Origin of the sequence: Streptomyces sp. NPDC021096, from assembly GCF_040641275.1 — a bacterium.
Taxonomy (GTDB): domain Bacteria; phylum Actinomycetota; class Actinomycetes; order Streptomycetales; family Streptomycetaceae; genus Streptomyces.
In genome coordinates this window covers 168,988-189,246 of sequence record NZ_JBFADG010000003.1, presented here as the reverse complement: position 1 = coordinate 189,246, position 20,259 = coordinate 168,988, and the positions used below count along the sequence as shown (strand labels likewise).

18 protein-coding genes are annotated in these 20,259 nt (G+C 72.6%); 15 read left to right on the top strand and 3 right to left on the bottom strand.

Features of this window, described 5'->3' with window-relative positions:
• Positions 1-86 precede the first annotated feature (86 nt).
• On the top strand, positions 87-1,283 hold the full coding sequence (locus AB0G59_RS07240; protein WP_360908940.1) for a MarP family serine protease: 1,197 nt from the start codon (positions 87-89) through the stop codon (positions 1,281-1,283).
• 16 nt (positions 1,284-1,299) lie between these two features.
• Here the strand turns inward: AB0G59_RS07240 and AB0G59_RS07235 are convergent, their stop codons facing one another.
• Together AB0G59_RS07235 and AB0G59_RS07230 are read right to left on the bottom strand one after the other, a co-directional pair.
• Positions 1,300-2,523, bottom strand: coding sequence for a DUF1524 domain-containing protein (locus AB0G59_RS07235; protein ID WP_360908938.1), 1,224 nt, complete (start codon positions 2,521-2,523; stop codon positions 1,300-1,302).
• A 138-nt stretch (positions 2,524-2,661) separates the two neighbouring features.
• Positions 2,662-4,698, bottom strand: a complete 2,037-nt coding sequence (locus AB0G59_RS07230) for an MDR family MFS transporter (protein ID WP_360908936.1) — start codon at positions 4,696-4,698, stop codon at positions 2,662-2,664.
• A gap of 227 nt (positions 4,699-4,925) precedes the next feature.
• On the opposite strand from AB0G59_RS07230, the gene AB0G59_RS07225 reads away from it, so the two are divergent.
• The 6 genes from AB0G59_RS07225 to AB0G59_RS07200 all read left to right on the top strand — a co-directional run bounded on the left by AB0G59_RS07225 (position 4,926) and on the right by AB0G59_RS07200 (position 9,978).
• The gene (locus tag AB0G59_RS07225) at positions 4,926-5,969 is read left to right on the top strand and encodes an energy-coupling factor ABC transporter permease (RefSeq protein WP_360908934.1); all 1,044 of its coding nucleotides are present in this window, start codon (positions 4,926-4,928) and stop codon (positions 5,967-5,969) included.
• 1 nt (position 5,970) lies between these two features.
• Positions 5,971-6,735: a cobalt ECF transporter T component CbiQ gene (cbiQ, locus tag AB0G59_RS07220; protein ID WP_360908932.1), complete on the top strand. Its 765-nt coding sequence runs from the start codon at positions 5,971-5,973 to the stop codon at positions 6,733-6,735.
• The gene (locus AB0G59_RS07215) at positions 6,732-7,490 is read left to right on the top strand and encodes an ABC transporter ATP-binding protein (protein ID WP_360908930.1); all 759 of its coding nucleotides are present in this window, start codon (positions 6,732-6,734) and stop codon (positions 7,488-7,490) included. The genes cbiQ and AB0G59_RS07215 overlap by 4 nt, the downstream gene beginning before the upstream one ends.
• A gap of 83 nt (positions 7,491-7,573) precedes the next feature.
• Positions 7,574-8,746, top strand: coding sequence for a serine hydrolase domain-containing protein (locus AB0G59_RS07210; protein WP_360908928.1), 1,173 nt, complete (start codon positions 7,574-7,576; stop codon positions 8,744-8,746).
• A 10-nt stretch (positions 8,747-8,756) separates the two neighbouring features.
• The gene (locus AB0G59_RS07205; RefSeq protein WP_360908926.1) at positions 8,757-9,560 is read left to right on the top strand and encodes an SDR family oxidoreductase; all 804 of its coding nucleotides are present in this window, start codon (positions 8,757-8,759) and stop codon (positions 9,558-9,560) included.
• A 16-nt stretch (positions 9,561-9,576) separates the two neighbouring features.
• A complete protein-coding gene (locus AB0G59_RS07200) occupies positions 9,577-9,978 on the top strand; it encodes a hypothetical protein (protein ID WP_360908924.1) in 402 nt (133 codons plus the stop codon).
• 6 nt (positions 9,979-9,984) lie between these two features.
• On the opposite strand, the gene AB0G59_RS07195 is transcribed toward AB0G59_RS07200, so the two are convergent.
• A complete protein-coding gene (locus tag AB0G59_RS07195) occupies positions 9,985-11,325 on the bottom strand; it encodes a hypothetical protein (RefSeq protein WP_360908922.1) in 1,341 nt (446 codons plus the stop codon).
• Between the two features lie 120 nt (positions 11,326-11,445).
• Here AB0G59_RS07195 and AB0G59_RS07190 point away from each other — a divergent pair, with 120 nt between their 5' ends.
• From AB0G59_RS07190 to AB0G59_RS07155, 8 genes are all read left to right on the top strand, one after another.
• Entirely contained in the window at positions 11,446-11,811 is a 366-nt protein-coding gene (locus tag AB0G59_RS07190) for a DUF6415 family natural product biosynthesis protein (RefSeq protein ID WP_360908920.1), read from the top strand.
• 383 nt (positions 11,812-12,194) lie between these two features.
• The gene (locus AB0G59_RS07185; RefSeq protein ID WP_360909345.1) at positions 12,195-13,307 is read left to right on the top strand and encodes a protein-L-isoaspartate(D-aspartate) O-methyltransferase; all 1,113 of its coding nucleotides are present in this window, start codon (positions 12,195-12,197) and stop codon (positions 13,305-13,307) included.
• Between the two features lie 207 nt (positions 13,308-13,514).
• Positions 13,515-15,287, top strand: coding sequence for a phospholipid carrier-dependent glycosyltransferase (locus tag AB0G59_RS07180; protein ID WP_360908918.1), 1,773 nt, complete (start codon positions 13,515-13,517; stop codon positions 15,285-15,287).
• Between the two features lie 119 nt (positions 15,288-15,406).
• Positions 15,407-17,029 (top strand): penicillin-binding transpeptidase domain-containing protein, encoded by a 1,623-nt coding sequence (locus AB0G59_RS07175; RefSeq protein WP_360908916.1) that lies wholly within the window; start codon positions 15,407-15,409, stop codon positions 17,027-17,029.
• A gap of 134 nt (positions 17,030-17,163) precedes the next feature.
• Positions 17,164-18,015, top strand: coding sequence for a DMT family transporter (locus tag AB0G59_RS07170; protein ID WP_360908914.1), 852 nt, complete (start codon positions 17,164-17,166; stop codon positions 18,013-18,015).
• Positions 18,016-18,148: 133 nt separating this feature from the next.
• Positions 18,149-18,643 carry a DUF6299 family protein gene (locus AB0G59_RS07165; protein ID WP_360908912.1) on the top strand — a complete coding sequence of 165 codons (495 nt, stop codon included), beginning with the start codon at positions 18,149-18,151 and terminating at the stop codon, positions 18,641-18,643.
• A 34-nt stretch (positions 18,644-18,677) separates the two neighbouring features.
• Positions 18,678-19,532, top strand: coding sequence for a 16S rRNA (cytidine(1402)-2'-O)-methyltransferase (rsmI, locus tag AB0G59_RS07160; RefSeq protein ID WP_360908910.1), 855 nt, complete (start codon positions 18,678-18,680; stop codon positions 19,530-19,532).
• A 187-nt stretch (positions 19,533-19,719) separates the two neighbouring features.
• On the top strand, positions 19,720-20,220 hold the full coding sequence (locus tag AB0G59_RS07155) for a hypothetical protein (RefSeq protein ID WP_360908908.1): 501 nt from the start codon (positions 19,720-19,722) through the stop codon (positions 20,218-20,220).
• The last annotated feature ends 39 nt before the right edge of the window (positions 20,221-20,259 follow it).

Below are 20,259 nucleotides of genomic sequence, written 5' to 3'. Positions count from 1 at the left end.
AACCGCCGGCCTTCGGGCCGGCGTTTTCCTTAGTCCACGCCTGTGGGCGCGATCGGGGGACGCGTGTGGAAGGAAAGGGCTCCGCGTTGAACCTGCTCGATGTGCTGCTGATGCTTGTCGTCCTCGGCTACGCCGTGTCCGGCTACCGCCGGGGACTGGTGGCGAGCGCCGTGCTGCTCGCCGGGTTCCTCGGCGGCGCCGTGCTGGGCGTGTGGGCGCTGCCGTACGCGCTGGAGCCCTTCGAGGCCGGGACCTCCACGGCGGCCGTCGTCGCCGTGCTGGTGGTCCTCATACCCGCCGCCGTCGGCCACGCCCTGGCCGGGCGGCTGGCCTGGCGGCTGCGGTCCAAGCTGACGTGGGCGCCCGTGCGCGGCGTCGACGGCGTGGGCGGCGCCGCGGTCAACTCGCTGGCCGTGCTGCTGGTGGGCTGGGTGGCCGCGAGCGTTCTCGTGTCGGCGAACTCGACGCTGCTGACGCGGGAGATCAAGGACTCGACGCTGCTGGGCGCGGTGCAGCGGGCCATGCCCGAGCAGGCGCCCACCTGGTTCAGCCGCACCACCGACGCGCTGTCCGGCGCGGGCTTCCCCCAGGTCTTCAACCCCTTCGAGAACGAACCCGCCACCGGCGTCCCCAAGCCGTCCGGCGACGCGGTCACCGCCGCCGCGACGCAGGCGGCCCGCGACAGCGTCGTCAAGGTCGAGGGCGTCGCGAACGTCGGCGGCGGCCGGCGCGGCCAGGAGGGCAGCGGCTTCGTCTACGCCGACGAGCACGTGATGACCAACGCCCACGTGGTGGCCGGCGTCAGCGACCCCACGATCAAGGTCGGCGGCGTCGGGCGCGCCTACCGGGCCAAGGTCGTGCTGTTCGACCCCAAGTCCGACGTCGCCGTCCTGGACGTGCCAGGCCTGGACGCGCCCGTACTGCCCTTCGACAAGAGCGCCAAGCGCGGCGACGCGGCCGTCGTCGCGGGCTTCCCCGAGAACGGTGGCCTCGACCTGCGCGCGGCCACCGTCGCCAACGAGCTGCGCGCCAAGGGCCAGGACATCTACGGCGACGGCATCACCACCCGCGAGGTCTACTCCGTGCGCTCCACGGTCCGCCCCGGCAACTCCGGCGGCCCGCTGCTGACGCCCACGGGGAAGGTCTACGGCGTCGTCTTCGCCCGCTCCACGGCCGACGAGGAGACCGGCTACGTCCTGACCGCCGACCAGGTCGCCGAGGCCGCGCGGCGCGCCGCCCGGGCGACGGCGCCGGTGAGCACGGGCAGCCGGGCGGCGCTGTAGCGCCGCCCGGACCGGGTCAGCACTTGTTGAGGACCAGCTGCAGCTTGTTCTTCTCGGCCTCGGTGACGCTGAGCCCGTAGTAGTCCTTCACCGCGATCCACGCCTGGCTGTAGAGGCACTCGCCGCCCGGCGGCAGCCACTTGTCCGGCGCCTTGTCGCCCTTGCGGCGGTTGCTCCAGGTGGACACCACGATCAGCTGCGGCGTGGCGGTCAGGTCGTTGGCGAACTCCTGGCGCTTGGCCGCCGACCAGGTGTTCGCGCCGGAACCCCACGCGTGCCGCAGCGGCACGATGTGGTCGACGTCCATGTGCAGCGGGTCGTGCATCGTCCTGTTGTCGTACTCGCTGCGCCACTGGCCGCCGACGACCCTGCACGGCCCGTCGAGCTTCGCCGGCACGAGGGACTGGAACTTCAGGGCGATCTCCCGGGTGGTGCACCGGTTGACGCCGTGCCGGACCCAGCAGGCCGCACCGCCGAAGTGCTTGCGGTCGTAGCCCTTGCTGCTGAACGGCTTGACCTCGAGCTCGTCGAGCATGCGCACGGCGTCGTCGCGGTCCGGGATGTTCCTGGGCCACTTCAGCGGCAGGCCGCGGCGCATCTCGGGCGCGACGCCCGCGGGCTTGTGGGGCGTGCTCGCGGACTCCCCGGCCTGCTGCGCCTGCGCCTGCGCGTGACCGGTCTCCTTGGCGGGCTGGCTCTGCCACCCGTAGTCCATGTCCTTGGCGGGCTGGCCCTGCGCGTGGTCCGTGTCCTTGGGCGGCTGGGCCTGCACGTGCTCCGGTGCCTTGGGCTGCGCCTGCGAGTGGTCCGGCTCCTTGGGCTGCTGTCCCTGGGCGTTGTCCGGTGCCTTGGGCTGCTGTCCCTGCGCGTTGTCCGTGTCCTTGGCGGGCTGGGCCTGCACGTGACCCGGTTCCTTGGCCGGCTGGGGCTTCGCGTGGTCCATGTCCCCGCCGGGCCGGCCCTTGGGGTGGTCCCCTTCCTTGGGCTGCTGGCCCTTTTGGTGCTCGGCGTCCTTCGGGGGACCGGTCACGGGGGGCCGGGTGTAGACGTCGCCCTCTCCTTCGGCCGGGCCCTCGCAGTCGACCTCGTCGAAGTCCGCGGGGCTCGCCGCGTGCCGCTCGTGCGCCGGAGCCTGCCCGGGCTCCGGCGCGGCGACCGCGGCCGTGCCCGGTAGGGCCGTACCGCTGAACACCAGGGCCACCGTGATGGCGGACGGCAAGGTCAGCCGGTGACGGCGCATGAATATCTCCTTCGGTCGCATGGAACCTCCATTTGGGTCCACGTCCACTCCGACGTGGCTCTGAGGGAGTTGACCGAATATGTCGGTACATGCATGCTTTTGGAGCGGTTCACCCCATTGGCTTCGGCGGGGACGGCCTCACACACCCGTGTGCTCCCGGGCGTGCTCGTCCTCCTCCAGCAGCCGCTCCGCCAGACCGTCCAGGGCGCGCTCCATGCGGGCGCGGTCCTGCGGATCGCCGGCGTCCCAGTCGTCCAGATGGGTGGCCAGCCAGGAGCGCCAGGCCGTGCTCAGGCGCTCCAGCTCCGCCTCGCCGGCCGGGGTCAGGAACAGCAGGTCGCCCTCCAGGCGCGCGTACCCCGCCCGCGCCGTACGGGAGAACGCCGGCTCCAGCACCTCCGCCGGCATCCGGTGCGCGGCGGCGATCGACGACAGGGCGGCATCGCCGCGCAGCCGCAGGCGCCAGTGGATCTGGCCGAGGGTCCACGCCTCGACGGGGTCGAGCGCACTGCCGGACGCGTCGAGGATCTGCCGGCTGACCGGGCCGCCCTTGGCCCTGCGCATCACGCTCGCCACCGCCCGCTCCAGCTGCCGCTCCGCCTCGCCCGAGTCCGGTGCCGCGAACGCCTCGCCCATGTCGGAGGCCCCGGCCCGGGCGCTGTCGCGCAGCGGCACCTCCTTGAGGAACCAGGCGGCGACGAAGCCCGCCAGGGCGACCGGCACCACCCACAGGAAGACGTAGTTCACGGTCTGGGCATAGGCGTCGACGACGGGCCGCGCCAGCTCCGCCGGCAACCGGCCCAGCGCCTGCGGGCTCTGCACCGCGGCCGGCGGCACCCCGGGCGAACGGGCCAGCGCCTCGGTGAGGTTGGGGACCAGCTGACCGGTGTAGAGCGTGCCGAAGATGGCCGTGCCGAAGGCGCTGCCGAGCGTACGGAAGAACGTCACGCCCGAGGTGGCCGTGCCCAGCTCGTGGTACGGCACGGTGTTCTGCACGGCGATCGTCAGCACCTGCATGGCGAGCCCGATGCCGGCCCCGAGCACGAACATGTACAGCGACTCCAGCCACGCCCCGGTCGACGCCCCCATCGTCGACATCAGATACAGCCCGAGCGCCATCACGCCCATGCCGGCGATGGGGAACACCCGATAGCGGCCGGTGCGGCTCACCACGATGCCCGAGAGCATGGACGCGCCCAGCAGCCCGGCCACCATCGGCAGCGCCCGTACGCCCGACATCGTGGCCGACACCCCGTCCACGTACTGCAGATACGTCGGCAGGTACGTCAGCGCGCCCAGCATCGCGAAGCCCACGATGAAGCTCAGCGTCGAGCAGACGGTGAAGACCGGATTGCGGAAGAGATGCATGGGCAGCATCGGTTCCTCCGCGCGCAGCTCCACCAGGACGAAGCCCGCCAGCAGGACGACCGCGCCCGTGAAGAGGCCGATGATGACGGCCGAGTCCCAGGCGTACGTCTGGCCGCCCCACTGCAGGCCCAGGACCAGCCCGGAGGAGCCGAGTGCCACCAGCGCGATGCCCAGGTAGTCGATGACCGGGCGCACCGCCGAGCGGATCACGGGAATCGTCCGGGCCGCCATGGCCACCATCACGACGGCGACGGGCACGTTGACGTAGAAGCACCAGCGCCACGTGGCGTGGTCGGTGAAGACGCCGCCCAGGGTCGGGCCGACGACCGTGGTCACCCCGAAGACCGCGCCCAGCGCACCCTGGTACTTGCCGCGCTCGCGCAGCGGGATGACGTCCGCGATCAGCGCCATGGCCGTCACCATCAGACCGCCGCCGCCCACGCCCTGCACGGCGCGGGCGGCGATCAGCATCGCCATGGAGTTCGCGGCGCCCGCGAAGACCGAGCCGCCGGTGAAGACCACCGCGCTCAGCTGGAAGACCACCTTGCGCCCGAAGAGGTCGCCGAACTTGCCGACCAGAACCGTCGAGACCGTCTCGGTGAGCAGGTACGCCGTCACCACCCAGGCCATGTGACCGCCGCCGCCCAGGTCCGCGACGATCGTCGGCAGCGCGGTGGAGACGATCGTCTGGTCGAGGGCGGCGAGCAGCATGCCGAGCACGATCGTGACGAAGACGAGATTCGTACGCCGGCGGCTCAGCACGGGTGGGGCCGGGGCCTGTGGGGCGGGCGCGGTGGCCGTGGTCATGGTGACGTACCTCCCGTGCCCAGCATTTGGGGAGTTGCCCCGACTCGCCACCTCTGACGGGCGTGGGGCACGGCGAGGGGCGCGCAGTCGCATCGCCCACGCTCTTGCCACTAATTTGCAGCCCGGCCCTATCATCGAGCGGTTCATCGCTGAACCAAACGGCTGAACACCACGGCTGAGCAAGCGGCTGAACCGCACGAGCGAGGCACGAACGGACGGAGCTCGCCATGCATGTACCCGACGGATTCATCGACGCCCCCGTGTCCCTGGCAGCGGGGGCCGTCGCCGCGACGGCCGTCGCGGTCTGCCTGCGCGGGGCCCGCAGGGAACTGGACGAGAAGACGGCCCCGCTGGCGGGGCTCGTGGCGGCCTTCGTCTTCGCCGTCCAGATGCTGAACTTCCCCGTGGCGGCCGGCACGAGCGGCCATCTGCTGGGCGGCGCGCTGGCGGCGATACTCGTCGGCCCCTGCACCGGGGTCCTCTGCATATCCGTGGTGCTGCTGATGCAGGGCGTGCTCTTCGCGGACGGCGGGCTCACCGCCCTCGGCGTGAACATCACCGACATGGCCGTGGTCACCACGGTCGTCGCCTACGCCATCTTCCGGCTGCTGGTCACGGCCCTGCCGCGGCGCCGCCCGTCCGTGACCGCCGCCGCCTTCGCGGCCGCCCTGGTCTCCGTACCGGCGGCGGCCGGCGCCTTCACCCTCCTCTACGCCCTGGGCGGCACCACCGACGTGCCCACCGGCAAGGTCCTCACCGCGATGGTCGGCGTGCACGTCCTCATCGGCATCGGCGAGGCGGCCATCACCGCCCTGACGGTGGGCGCGGTGATCGCCGTCCGGCCCGACCTCGTCCACGGTGCCCGGGGCCTGGCCAGGCCGCTGGAGCTGCGCACGGCCGACGGGACGGTCATCGAGCCCATCGTGTCCACGGTCGCCCCGCGCCCCACCCGCCGGATCTGGGCCGTCGGCCTCGTCGCCGCCCTCGCCCTCGCCGGCTTCGTCAGCTACTACGCCTCCTCCAGCCCCGACGGCCTGGAGAAGGTCGCCCACGACAAGGGCATCGACAGCAAGGCCGAGGACCACGCCGCCAAGGGCTCCCCCCTCGCCGACTACCAGCTCGAGGACGTCGCGGACGAACGGATCTCGGGCGGGCTCGCCGGAGTGATCGGCGTCGGGACCACGCTGGCCGTGGGCACCGGCGTGTTCGTCGTCGTACGCCGCCGCCGGGCGTCCGCCGCGGCCCGGGCCTCGTCCGCCGAGGCGGTCTGACATGGGCGCCGGCCACACCCACAGGCTCTACCGGCACGCCCGCTCACCGGTCCACGCCCTGCCCCCGCACTGCAAGATCGCGGCCGTCTTCTGCTTCGTCCTGGTCGTCGTCTCCACCCCGCGCGAAGCGCTCTGGGCCTTCGGCCTGTACGCGCTGCTGCTGGCGGCCGTCGCGGGCGCGGCCCGCGTACCGGCCGGCGTCCTGCTGCGCCGGCTGCTGATCGAGGTGCCGTTCGTCGCCTTCGCCCTGCTGATGCCGTTCGTGGCCGAGGGCGAGCGCGTGCACGTCCTGGGCCTCTCGCTGAGCCAGTCCGGCCTGTGGGGCGCCTGGAACATCCTCGCCAAGGGCACCCTGGGCGTCGCCGCGTCGGTGCTCCTCGCCTCGACGACCGAGCTGCGCGCGCTGCTGCTGGGCCTGCAGCGACTGCGGCTGCCACCGCTGCTCGTCCAGATCGCCTCCTTCATGATCCGCTACGGGGACGTCATCGCCGACGAGATGCGGCGCATGCGCATCGCCCGGGAATCGCGCGGCTTCACCGCGCGCGGGGTGCGCCACTGGGGGGTGCTGGCCACGTCCGCGGGGGCGCTGTTCATCCGCTCCTACGAGCGCGGCGAGCGCGTCCACCTGGCGATGATCAGCCGTGGCTACGCCGGCACGATGCCCGTGATCGACGAGGTGACCGCCTCGCGTGCGCAGTGGACGTACGCGGCCGCCCTGCCCCTGGCCGCGTTGGCGGTCTGCCTGACCGGATGGATGCTGACATGACACCTGTGGTGCCCTCCCTCGAGGTCCGCGGCCTCGCCTTCGCCTACCCCGACGGCCACCAGGCCCTCTTCGGCGTCGACCTGACCGTCGGGCGCGGCGAGCGCGTCGCCCTGCTCGGCCCCAACGGCGCCGGCAAGACCACGCTCGTCCTCCACCTCAACGGCATCCTGGGCGGCGGCGCGGGCTCGGTGCGCGTGGCCGGGCTGCCGGTCGAAAAACGCCACCTCGCCGAGGTCCGGCGCCGCGTCGGCATCGTCTTCCAGGACCCCGACGACCAGCTGTTCATGCCCACCGTGCGCGAGGACGTCGCCTTCGGCCCCGCGGCGGCCGGAATGCGCGGCGCCGAACTGGAGGCGTGCGTGGAGGCGGCCCTCGCCCAGGTCGGCATGGCCGGCTTCGCCGACCGCCCCCCGCACCACCTCTCCTTCGGGCAGCGCCGCAGGGTGGCCGTGGCCACCGTCCTGGCCATGGAACCCGAGATCCTCGTCCTCGACGAGCCCTCCTCCAACCTCGACCCCGCCTCCCGCCGCGAGCTCGCCGGCATCCTGCGCTCGCTCGACGTCACTGTGCTGATGGTCACGCACGACCTGCCGTACGCCCTCGAGCTGTGCGAGCGGTCCGTCGTGCTGAGCGACGGCGTCATCGCGGCGGACGGCCCCACCCGGGAGCTGCTGTGCGACGAGGAGACGATGCGCGCCCACCGGCTGGAGCTGCCCTTCGGCTTCGATCCGCGGTCGGTGGCCGTGCGGGGGTGACCCCCTGGTCCGGAGCACTGCCGATCACGTTGCACCATGGTGGGTGGATTTGCAGTAATCGGCACGAGTGGGAGCGGACAACAGTGGTGGACGTCCAGGGCACGGTGGCGGACGGTTTCGAACCGGTCCGGGACGCCTTCGCGGACAACTTCGCGCGGCGCGGCGAACGGGGCGCGGCCGTGGCCGTCTACCGCGACGGACGCCGCGTCGTCGACCTGTGGGCCGGCACGAAGGACGCGGACGGCGACCAGCCGTGGGCCCGGGGCACCGCACAGGTCGTGCGCTCCGCCACCAAGGGCGTGGCCGCGGCCGTGCCGCTGCTGCTGCACCAGCGGGGCCAGGTGGACCTGGACGCGCCCGTCGGCACGTACTGGCCGGAGTTCAAGGCGGTCGGCAAGGAGCGGGTGCTCGTACGGCACCTGCTCTCGCACCGCGCCGGCCTGCCCGCGCTCGACACCCCGCTCACCCCGGCCGAGGCGATCGACGGCGTCAGCGGCCCGGCCGCCCTCGCCGCGCAGGCGCCCGCCTGGGAGCCGGGCACCGACCACGGCTACCACGCGCAGACCTACAGCTGGCTGATCGGCGAGCTGGTCAAGCGCGTGACCGGCCGGTCGATCGGCACCTGGGTCGCCGAGGAGATAGCCGGGCCGCTGGGCCTGGACCTGTGGCTGGGCCTGCCGGAGGCCGAGCAGGACCGGGTGGGCCGCATCGCGGACATCGAGGCCCCGGCCGCCCCCGCCGCGGCCGGCCTGCGGGTGCGCGCCAAGGCGTCGGTCACCGACGCCTACGCCGACCCCGCCTCGCTCACCCGCCGCGCCTTCGCCGCGATCAGCCCGCACGCCGACGAGAACGACCCCGCCTACCGCGCCGCCGAACTCCCCGCCTCGGCCGGCATCGCCACCGCGGACGCCCTGGCCCGCTTCTACGGCTCCCTCATCGGCGTCGTGGACGGCGGCCGCCGCCTCTTCGCCCCCGCGACGCTCACCATGGCCCGCACGGAGGAGTCCGCGGGCCCCGACCGCGTCCTGGTCGTGAACACCCGCTTCGGCCTCGGCTACATGCTCCACGGCCCCGCCTCGCCCCTGCTGGCCCCCGGCTCCTTCGGCCACCCCGGCCGCGGCGGCTCCCTGGCCTTCGCCGACCCCGAGTCCGGCATCTCCTTCGGCTACGTCACCAACGGCATGCAGAAGAACGTCACCGCCGACCCGCGCGCCCAGGCGCTGGTACGGGCGGTTGCCAAGGCCCTGGCGGGGTAATGCTGCCCGCATGCGCTTCGACGGCTATGCGGTACTGATCACGGGCGCGGGCCGGGGCATCGGCGAGGCCACGGCCCGCCGCCTCGCCTCCGAGGGCGCGCGGGTGCTCCTGACGGACGCGGACGGGGAGCGCGCCGAGAAGGCGGCCGCGGCGCTGCGCGCGGACGGCCTGACGGCCGAGTCGGCGACGTGCGACGTCGGCGACCGCGCGGCGGTCGAGGCCGCGACGGCCCACGCGGCCGACCGCTTCGGCCGCCTCGACGTCCTGGTCAACAACGCCTACTCCTTCCACCCGGATCCCGACCTCCTGGAGGACGTACGGGACGAGGACTGGGCCCGCGACCTGGACATCACCCTCACCGGCGCCCTGCGCTGCGCCCGCGCGGCGATGCCGCACTTGGCCGCGGCGGACGGCCGCGGCGCCATCGTCAACATCGGCTCCGTCAACGGCGAACAGGACTTCGGCGCCCACGCCTACAGCGCCGCGAAGGCCGGCCTGGCCGGCCTGACCCGCACCCTCGCCGGCCACGGCGCCCCCCGAGGCGTCCGCGCCAACCTGATCGCCCCCGGCACGGTCGCCACCCCCACCTGGACCGGCCGCGAGGTCTCCCTCCAACAGGCGGCGGCCCACTACCCCCTGGGCCGCGTGGGCCGCCCGGAGGACATCGCGGCGGCGGTGGCCTTCCTGGCCTCGGCGGACGCCGCGTGGATCACGGGGGTGACGCTGCCGGTGGACGGCGGGATCCTGGTGGGGAACGTGGGGCTGCGGGAGGCGTTGCGGGGGAGTGCTCAGCCAACATGCCGGATCCGGTGAGTGGCAGGATGGCGGCATGAGCGCTCAGCCTGTCTCTTCCTCCGGCGCGATTCCCATGCCGCCGTTGACGCCCGAAGGCCTGCGGGCGGCTGTCGCCCGGCTCGTTCCCTCCCGGCTGGACGAGCTGAACGAGCATCTGGTGCACGCGGCCACCCAGGCCCAGGAGCTCAACAGCATCACGCCGCTCCGGTCGTTCACCGAGTACTGGGGCATCGTGGTGGCCGTGGAACGTGATCCTGTCCGGGCGGCCCGGTTCCACGAGCTGGAAGCCGTCGTCGACTCGGGCCTGGACGCCGAGGCGGCCAGGGCCGCGGTCACCGAGATCGGTGCTCTCGTCGATGCGGCGCGCGCCGAGGTCCTCGCTGTGAACCCCTCGACGGATCACACCACCGCGCGCCTGCGCTCTGCGGGGGAGTGAGGGGGCTCAGGACTTCGCCCCGGCGACCTCGCGGGCCCGGTTCGTGAGATCGCGCACCGCGCGGGTCTTCGTGTACGGCCGGATGTGGCGACGCATCGTGGCGAAGTGCTCGTCGCCGCGTGCGGTGGAGAGCAGGACGTAGTCGTCCAGGAAGAGGTGCCACGTCGCGCACGCGGCTTCCAGATGGCCGAGTTCGAATTGGCGTTGGGCCAGGAGCGCATGGGAGTGCAGCCGGCCCTGGCGTTCCTGGCGGGGTTGGGTCTTGAGGCATTCCTGCATGGCCCGGATCGACCCCTCGAGGTCTTTGAACTCGTACAGCACGTGCGAGACGTGGAACTGGTAGGCGCTGGCGTCGTACCCGCCGATGGCCTCCCGCCGTGAGTCGGCCTTCGACAAGGCGGTTTCCGTCTCGCGGAGCCGCGCGATGGCGGTGTGCCGGTCGCCCGTCATAGATGCGGCGTGCGCCTGCTGCCCGGCGAGGAAGGCCCGCAGACGCGGGCCGGCCTTTGGAGACGCCTCGGCGGCGGCGTCCGCGAGGTGCAGTGCCTTGGTCCCGTAGCCGAGGTTCGACGCCTGCAGGCTCATGCCGCGCAAGGTGCGGCAGTACGTGATGTGGTCCTCGGCCGCCCCGGCGAGCTTGAGCGCTTTGACGTAGTAACGCTGGCCGAGACCGTGCTCACGTTCGTACATCGCCATCCACCCCGTCAGGTACACCAGGTCCGAGGCGGCGGCGAGCATGTCTTTGCGCACAGGCTCTGGGGCGGAGGCCTTCAGATATGGGGCGACCGTGTTGACCAGGAAGGCCGCCGCCATGGGGCGCGCGTGGCCGCCGCCGAGTTCGTCGAGGATGTCGGCGATCTTCTCGGTCATCGTGCGCACGGTGGCCACTTCACCCGAGCCGATGCGCGCGGTGCGTCCGGTGTCACCCGGCGGCTTTTCCGCGCGTCCGGCGAGGTCCGGGAAGAGGGGGACGGCCAACGCCGCCGAGTACATGCCCGCAGTGAGAACGCCACGGCGCGAGGGGTCCATATCGGCCCGGCCGACATCGACGAGATCATCGAGCGTGCTCCCGCTCTCGCCCCCGGCTGCCCGGGCGAGGCCGGCCTCGGCGTGCGTGACGGGCCGCTTCAGACGGCGGGCGAGGGCCTCGACGATAACGGGCCTGACCTGCGTCCGGGGCATCGTCCCGGACAGCCAGTGCGATACGGCCGACTGGTCGTAGCGCAGGGACAGGCCGGCTTCGGCCCCGGTGCGGTTCACCGCCATCGCGAACTGGGTGCGCGACCACCGTGCCTGGTCGAGCAGACCGGCCAGCCCGGCATTGGGGGTGCGTGGGTTGCTCGCCATGTCTCAACTCCCGCCGACTTTCATGGCTTTCACGTTCACGCCTCCCTCACACGGTACCGGCCGGGCCTGCGCAGGGAGTTATCTCTACGTGCGATCCGATCTCTACGAGGGAGCCAACACGTGACCGTGACCGTCAGCGACCAGCCGGCGTGCGACACCGCCACCGAGATGTCCCAGTACCTTGCCGATGCGATCCGCCGCGCGCTGTCTCACCCCGTCCCCTTGCCCCGTCACGAGGAGGTCGAGGAGACCACCGAGCGGCTGCGGAACTTCCTGGAGCGCCTGCTGCCGGAGGCAGAGAGCCACATCAGCGGCATGGTGCGGGGGACAGCGGAGTGGCACCTGGCCCAATCGACGGTGGACGTCGCCCGTCATGAGCTCGCCACCGGCCCCGGCTCGGGCCTCCGCTCGGCTGTCCTGCACATGCAGGACTGGGGCCGGGCGTGCCACCACATGCGAGGCCTCCTGCCGGGACACCACCGGTGAGCCGGAATGCCACGGGGGATGCGGCCACAGGTGTCCGCGCAACCGTCGAATCGGGGGCCGCTCCGCGCTGCACCGAGTGCCGCGGCATCAATGCGGCCCGGCGCGAGGCGGAGGAGCGGGGTGACCGTGAGGGGATGAGTGTCGCCGCTGCCCGCATGGGGATGCACCAGCGGGAGGTACACGCGTGAGGGCGGCGGGCACAGCAAGGACGAAGGCGAGGGGGACGGGCTCCCCGGACAGCCGTGGGCACCGACGGACGAGCCGACCCCCGACGGGTCGACGCCTCCCGGCGACGGGACGCACCGCAAGTGACCGGCTCGACGGAGCGGACGGGGCGGCCCACGCGTGAGGAGCTGGGCCGCTTCCTCCGCGACACGGGAGCGATGTCGCCGGATTGGGCTCCCGCCTTTGACGCCGTGCCCCGGTCGGACTTCCTGCCCGACTTGATGTGGCCCCACGACATGGCCACCGGCCGCAGTGTCCCGGTCGACAAGGCGCGGGATCCGCAGGCATGGCAGAGGCACGCGGATTCGAACGTCCCGATCGTCACGCAGTGGGACGACGGAGCGCATGCCGGCACCACACCGGGCACCTCGTTCAGTTCGTCGTCGTCCATGCCGAGCCTCGTCTTCTCCATGCTCGCCGACCTGGACGTCCGAGACGGTCAACGAGTGCTGGAGATCGGCACGGGCACCGCGTGGAACGCCGCACTGCTCGCGCATCGACTCGGCGCCCGGAACGTCGTCACGATGGAGGTGGACGGCGTCGTGGCGGCGGCCGGGCGCAACGCGCTGGAACGGTTCGGGCTGCCGCTAGAAGTGGTGCACGGTGACGGATTCCTCGGATGCCCCGAGCGGGCTCCGTTCGACCGGATGATCGCGACGTGCGGTCTGCGGACCATCCCGTTCGCGTGGGTGGAGCAGACGGCACCGGGCGGCCTGATCCTCGTTCCCTGGGGGACGCACTACGGGCCGGCCGAAGCCACGGCCCGGCTGTTGGTGGCTGAGGACGGCCGGAGTGCGTCCGGGTTCTTCACCCGGCCGGTGGCGTTCATGCGCATGCGTGCGCAACGGTTCGTCCGGCCTCCGCACGACGCCTACGTACCGACGGGGGCGGGCGACGACGCGGACGTGTCGTCCACGACGGTCACCGAGGGCGAATTCTGCGGTACGGGAACCTTCGCCGCCGTAGAGTTCGCCATCGGTCTGCGGGTGCGCGACGTCTCTCATGTGGCAGATCGGAAGCGCGACGGCGTGCGTCCGGTGTTGTTCTACGGGCTGACGGACAGGTCCTGGGCAGTGGTCGTCTTCCGTGACGACCGGAAGGAAGCCACGGTCTACCAATCCGGGCCCCGTCACCTCTGGGACGAGGCAGAGGCCGCCTACCGCTGGTGGGCCGACAACGGCAGGCCGGGCGTCGAGCGCTTCGGCCTCACCGTCACGGCGGACGGCCACACCACGTGGCTGGACGACCCGGGCAACGTCCTCGCGCGTTGACCTCGTCCGTGTTCGTGGGGACGGATGGGCTGTGCGGTCAGGGCAAGCCTCCGGCTCGTCCCTGGTTCGGCGCGCACCGTAGCGCATCCTCCACACACTTCACCGCCTCTCCCCAAAGCTTCCGGAGCACGGCACACGCACCGACCCCGCAGCCGCCTCCCGCGGCGCCCTCAGGACTCCCACAGGGTCGTTCCCTACGATGGCGCGGTGACCAGTGACACCGCGACGCACGCCCAGCAGGGCCCGACGGCAGACGAGCAGCCGCCCCCATGGCAGCGCAGACTCCGCCGCTTCGGCTATGCGGGCCCCAGCCACGCGAAGGCGCTGTCCGACGTGCGGGAGCGGCTCGTGCCGCCGTTTCCCGAGCCGGGGACGCGGCTGTGGGCGGCCGCGGGGGCCGGTCCGAGAACGGCTGAGCTGCTCGCGCGGTCGATGGGGTGGCTGGGGCCGCTGCTCGTCGCGCTCTTCGCCGGGGTGATCCGGTTCTGGAACCTGGGCAGCCCCAAGGCGGTCATATTCGACGAGACGTACTACGCCAAGGACGCCTGGGCGCTGTGGAAGTACGGCTATGAGGTCGAGTGGCCCAAGGAGGCCAACGATCAGATCATCGGCGGGAACACCGCCGTCGGCGACGCCGCCTCGTACGTCGTGCACCCGCCTGTCGGCAAGTGGGTCATCGGCATCGGCGAGTGGTTGTACGGGCTGAACCCCTTCGGCTGGCGCTTCATGGTGGCCGTGCTCGGCACCCTGTCGGTGCTGATGCTGTGCCGCATCGGGCGGCGGCTGCTGCGGTCGACGTTCCTGGGCTGTCTGGCGGGCGCGCTGCTGGCCGTGGACGGTCTGCACTACGTCATGAGCCGGACGTCCCTGCTCGACTCGGTGCTGATGTTCTTCGTCCTGGCCGCCTTCGGGTGCGTGCTCGTCGACCGGGACAAGGCCCGGGCCCGCCTGGCGGCGGCGCTGACGGAGGGCGAGGACGGGGTGGCGCTCCCGGACGCCGCCGTCGGCGACCGGACGCAGCTGGGGTGGCGGCCCTGGCGGATCGCCGCCGGGGTCTTCCTCGGGCTGGCCTTCGCCACGAAGTGGAACGGTGCCGTGTATCTGGCGGCGTTCGGTCTGCTGGTGGTGCTGTGGGACGTCGGCGCCCGGCGCCTGGCCGGGGCCCGGCACCCGTGGCGTTCCACGCTGCGGCGCGACGTGCCGTGGGCGTTCCTGTCGACCGTACCCGTGGCCGTGGGCGTGTACATCGCGTCCTGGACCGGCTGGTTCGTCAACAGCGGTACGTTCAGCCGCACGGAGGGCTGGCGGCACAGCGGCTTCTACCGGCACTACGCCGAGACCGAGGGCGGCCACAGCCCGGACGGGTTCCTCGCCGGCCTCCTCAACCCGCTGCGCAGCCTGTGGCATTACGAGAAGCAGGTGTGGGAGTTCAACACCACGCTCTCCTCGCCCCACACGTATCAGTCCAACCCGTGGAGCTGGCTGGTCCAGTCACGCCCGGTCTCGTACTTCTACGAGTCCCCGAAGGCGGGCCAGGACGGCTGCCCGATGGACGCCACCGAGAAGTGCGCGCGCGAGGTCCTCGCCCTGGGCACGCCGCTGCTGTGGTGGACGGCGTGCTTCGCGCTGCTGTACCTGCTCTACCGGTGGGCGCTGCGGCGCGACTGGCGTGCGGGGGCCGTGCTGTGCGCGGTCGCGGCCGGCTATCTGCCGTGGTTCATGTGGCAGGAGCGGACGATCTTCGTCTTCTACGCCGTCGTCTTCGTGCCGTTCCTGTGCCTGGCCGTGGCCATGCTGCTCGGGGCGATCCTCGGCAGGCCGGGGGCCTCCGAACGGCGAAGGGTCGTCGGGGCGGTGGGCGCGGGCACGCTCTTCCTGTTCATCGTCTGGAACTTCATCTACTTCTTCCCGATCTACACGGGCCAGCCGATCCCGATGGACGCGTGGCGCAACCGGATGTGGTTCGACACCTGGATCTGATGTGACGTCAGGCGGTGGGCCGGCGGCCGGGCCGGAATCGCTCCATGTGCCACATCCCTCCCGTAGAGTGCCCAACGAGGTTTTAATCAGGTGATTAAAACCAGGAGGGGGCAAGACACATGCGTACTGGCGCGAAAATCGCCACCGGCGTCGTGGGCGCCGCGGTAGTGGGGGCGGCCGGGCTGGGGGCCTACAACCTGGTCGACGCCGTCGCGGACGGCGGCTCGGGCTCGAGAACCCAGGCGGCGCCCGTGCGGACGGGGCCGCCGTCGGCGGGCGAGACCGAGAAGACCGCGCGCGCCTTCCTCGCCGCGTGGGCGGCGGGCGACACGCAGAAGGCGGCGGGCCTCACCGACAACGCGGAGGCCGCCACCACCGCGCTGACCGGCTACCGCGAGACGGCGCACGTGGAGAAGGTGGCGTTCAAGCAGGGGGCGGCCACGGGCGCGAAGGTGCCGTTCTCCGTCACCGCCGAGGTCGTCGACGGCAAGCAGCGCTCGACGTGGACGTACGACTCCTCGCTGGCCGTCGTCCGGGGCCAGAGCAGCGGCCGTCCGCTCGTGGGCTGGCAGCCCACGGTCGTCCACCCCGAACTGACCGAGGGCCGGACCCTGCGGACCGGCGCCACCCAGGCGGCACAGATCACCGCCGTCGACCGCGACGGCAACGAACTGAAGGCCTCGGACTACCCGTCGCTGGCGTCCGTCCTGCCCGAACTGCGCAAGCGGTTCGGCGAGAAGGCGGGCGGCGAGCCGGCCGTGGAGGTACGGGCGGAGGGCGGGGCCCCGGGGAGCGGCGGCCAGGCCAAGACCCTGCACGTGCTCTCCCAGGGCAAGCCCGGCAAGCTCCGCACCACCCTCAGCGCCGCCGTGCAGCGCGCCGCCGAGGCCGCGGTCGCCCAGCGCGACGACGCCTCCGTGGTGGCCGTGAAGCCGAGCACCGGCGAGATCCTCGCCATCGCCAACGCCAAGAAGACCGAGTTCAACCCGGCCCTGTCCGGCCAGACCGCGCCCGGCTCCACGATGAAGGTCGTCACCGCCGCGATGCTGCTGGAGCAGGGCAAGGCCTCGCCGGGCAAGCCGCTGCCCTGCCCGAAGAACGCCACGTACGGCATGACCTTCCACAACGTGGAGCAGAGCGAGAACCCGGGCGCCACCTTCGCCCAGGACTTCGCCGCCTCCTGCAACACCGCCTTCATCCAGCTCGCCGGACAGGTCCCCGACGACGCCCTCGCCGCCGAGGCGCGCGACGTCTTCGGCCTCGGCCTGGAGTGGAAGGCCGGCATCCCCACCTTCGACGGCAGGGTGCCCACCGACAGCGGCGCCGGCAAGGCCGCCGCGATGATCGGGCAGGGCCGGGTGCAGATGAGCCCCCTGAACATGGCCTCGGTCGCCGCGACCGTACGCAGCGGCTCGTTCCACCAGCCCTACCTCGTCGACCCCGCCCTGGACGGCCGTCAGCTGGCCAAGGCCCCGCGCGCCCTGTCCCCGGCGGCCGCCCGCGACCTGCGCTCGATGATGCGGCTCACCGCGGTCTCCGGTACGGGCGCCAAGGCGATGGCCGGGCTCGGCGGCGACGTCGGCGCCAAGACCGGGTCGGCGGAGGTCGACAACCAGACCAAGCCCAACGGCTGGTTCACCGCCTACCGCGGTGACGTGGCCGCCGCCGCGGTCGTCCCGCAGGGCGGTCACGGCGGCGACTCCGCCGGGCCCGTCGTCGCGGCGGTCCTGCGCGCGGGGTGAGTGCGCCGCACCGCAAGCGCGGGTGAGCGACGCAACATCGCGTGGCTCATGCAACTACCGCTAGCGTCGGGCTTCATGAACACCCCCGCACACATATGCGTTCGCCGGAACACCCGCCCGCGCGGACGTCGCGCATGACACCCGCGGTCGCCGCCGCCGTCCTCATCGCCGCCGTCGCGCACGCCAGTTGGAACGCGATAGCCCACGGCATCAAGGACCAGCTCCTGGCCTTCACGCTCGTGGGCGGCGGGGGAGCGGTCTGCGGGGCGCTTCTCCTGCCGTTCGCGCCGGCGCCCGCCGCCGGGGCGTGGCCGTACCTCGCCTTCTCGGCCGTGCTGCACGTCCTCTACCAGGCGCTGCTCATGCGGTCGTTCAGCCTCGGCGACTTCGGGCAGATGTATCCGATCGCTCGCGGCACCGCGCCGCTGGCGGTGACCGCCCTGGCGGCGGTCTTCGCCGGGGAGTTCGCCGGCGGCTGGCAGCTCGCGGGCGTCGCGGTGGCCTCGGCCGGGCTCGTCGGCCTGGCGCTGTGGGGCATCCGCGGCTCGGGGGCGCGGCCCCAGTGGGCGGCCATCGGGGCGGCCCTCGCGACGGGGCTGGCCATCGCCGCGTACACGGTCGTCGACGGCCTGGGCGTACGGGCCTCCGGCTCGGCGCTGGGCTACATCGGCTGGCTGATGGTCCTGGAGGGAGTGGTGATCCCGGTCTGGGCCGTGACCGCCCGGCGCGGCCGGTTCCTCGCCGGGATCCGGCCCTTCGCCGTGCGCGGGCTGCTCGGCGGACTGCTGTCGGTCTTCGCCTACGGGCTGGTGCTGTGGGCCCAGACGAAGGCGGCCCTCGCCCCGATCGCGGCGCTGCGCGAGTCGTCCATCCTCGTGGGCGCGGCCATCGGCGCGCTCTTCATGAAGGAGCGCTTCGGCGCGCCCCGGATCGCGGCGGCCGCACTGATGGTCGCCGGCATCGGGCTGATGCTCCACGCCGGCTGAGCGGGACGGACGAGGCCGACGGACGTCCGGGACGCGCCCCCGACCGGGTGAGGTGCGAACACCCCGGCCGCACCGTCGGGTATTCCTGGCTCTTCGTCACAGATGGAGCTCCATGGAGGGATACCGACCCCGTATGCCCACCCGCATCCGCACCCGCACCCGCATCCGAGAGGTGATCGGCACCGCCGTCACCGCGCTCGGCGCCGTCGCCCTGACGGCCGTCGCCCCCGCGTCCGTCCCCGAGGCCGCCGCCGCGCCCCCGCCGCCGCCCCGCAACGAGCTGACCATCGACCCCACCGCCCACGTCGCACCCGACGGCACGATCACCATGACGGGCACCTACCGCTGCCTCCTGCTGCCCGGCGGCTCCACGGCCCCCGTGCTCGTCGCCAGCAACCTCATGCAGGGCGGCCGGTCCAGCGGCATCGGCGGCAGCCGGGCCGTGTGCGACGGCGACCGGCACACGTGGCGGAACTCGGCCCGCCCGTACCGCGCCCCGTTCCGGCCGGGACCGGCGCGGGCCGACGGCACGCTGATGCAGTTCAAGAAGACCAAGAGCGGGATCCTGCTGCCCCACTTCGTCGCCGTCGCCGGCCTGCGGGACGTCACCCTCGTCACCCGGCCGTAGCGGCCCCGCCGCGGCACCCTGCGAGGATGGAGGCGTGACTGGAACGCTCGTACTCGCAGGAACCCCCATCGGCGACGTGGCCGACGCGCCCCCGCGGCTGGCCACCGAACTGGCCGCCGCCGAAGTGATCGCCGCCGAGGACACCCGGCGGCTGCGCCGGCTGACCCAGGCCCTGGGGGTGCACACCACCGGCCGGGTCGTCTCGTACTTCGAGGGCAACGAGTCGGCCCGTACGCCCGAGCTGGTCGAGGCCCTGCGGGGCGGGGCGCGGGTGCTGCTGGTGACGGACGCCGGCATGCCGTCGGTGTCCGACCCCGGGTACCGGCTGGTCGCCGCGGCCGTCGAGCACGACATCAAGGTGACGGCCGTGCCGGGCCCCTCGGCCGTGCTGACGGCCCTGGCGGTGTCCGGGCTGCCGGTCGACCGGTTCTGCTTCGAGGGCTTCCTGCCGCGCAAGGCGGGGGAGCGGCTCGGCAGGCTGCGCGAGGTGGCCGACGAGCGGCGCACCCTCGTCTACTTCGAGGCCCCCCACCGCCTCGACGACACCCTCGCCGCCATGGCCGAGGCGTTCGGCGCCGACCGCCGGGCCGCGGTGTGCCGCGAGCTGACCAAGACGTACGAGGAGGTCAAGCGCGGGCCGCTGAAGGACCTGGCCGAGTGGGCCGCCGAGGGCGTGCGCGGCGAGATCACGATCGTCGTCGAGGGCGCCGCCGAGCGCGGCCCGCAGGAGCTGGACCCCGCCGAGCTGGTCCGCCGGGTGCGGGTCAGGGAGGAGGCCGGCGAGCGCCGCAAGGAGGCGATCGCGGCCGTGGCGGCGGAGGCGGGCCTGCCCAAGCGCGAGGTGTTCGATGCGGTCGTAGCGGCAAAAAATGCCGCACAGCCGGACTGATCGTAAAGTAAAGGGCTAACCTGAAAAGCAAAGCTTGGGCATGGCAGCCGGCGCCTCAGGGCATGAAGCCGCCAAGTTTGCCCCAATTCGCGGGTCAGGCTGCTGCGCCATCGCCGGGAGAGGCGTTCCCTGGATGTGGGACGTCCGGTCCCGGAGAGACTTGTCCAGCGGACAAGAGGGAGCTGCCATGAGCGAGACCGCAGGGGCTTCAAGCGGTGCCCAGCCCACGACGCGAACGCACACCATCACCCACACGAGTGCACCGGCGTTCGAGTCGGCCCATGAGTCCTACTCCTTCGCCTGCATGCGATGCGGGCACGGCTGGGAGCAGTCGTACGAAATACGGCACTACACCGACGCCGAAGGCCGGCCCTTCGTCACGTACTACGCGGACGGCGAGCGCGTACCGTCCCCGCTGACCCGCCCGACCTGCGTGAACTGCGGCGAGCACGTGGTGCGGATCATGCGCTCCGGGCAGGTGTCCGAAATCGCCGATGCCCTCCACCTGCCCGGACGCACCGTCGTGCCGGCCACCATGCAGGCGGCCGCCGGACCGCTGCAGATGAGCGCGTACGGCACCCACGAGCCGCGCGCCTCCAGGACCCGCGGCGACGGGACGGGCGAGCAGAAGGCCGACGAGCACCACTGGCACCTGTCGGACATCCTCAAGGCCTTCCACCGCAAGTAAGGCCCGCCCCACGCGAAACCTACAATCGCGTGCATGGCG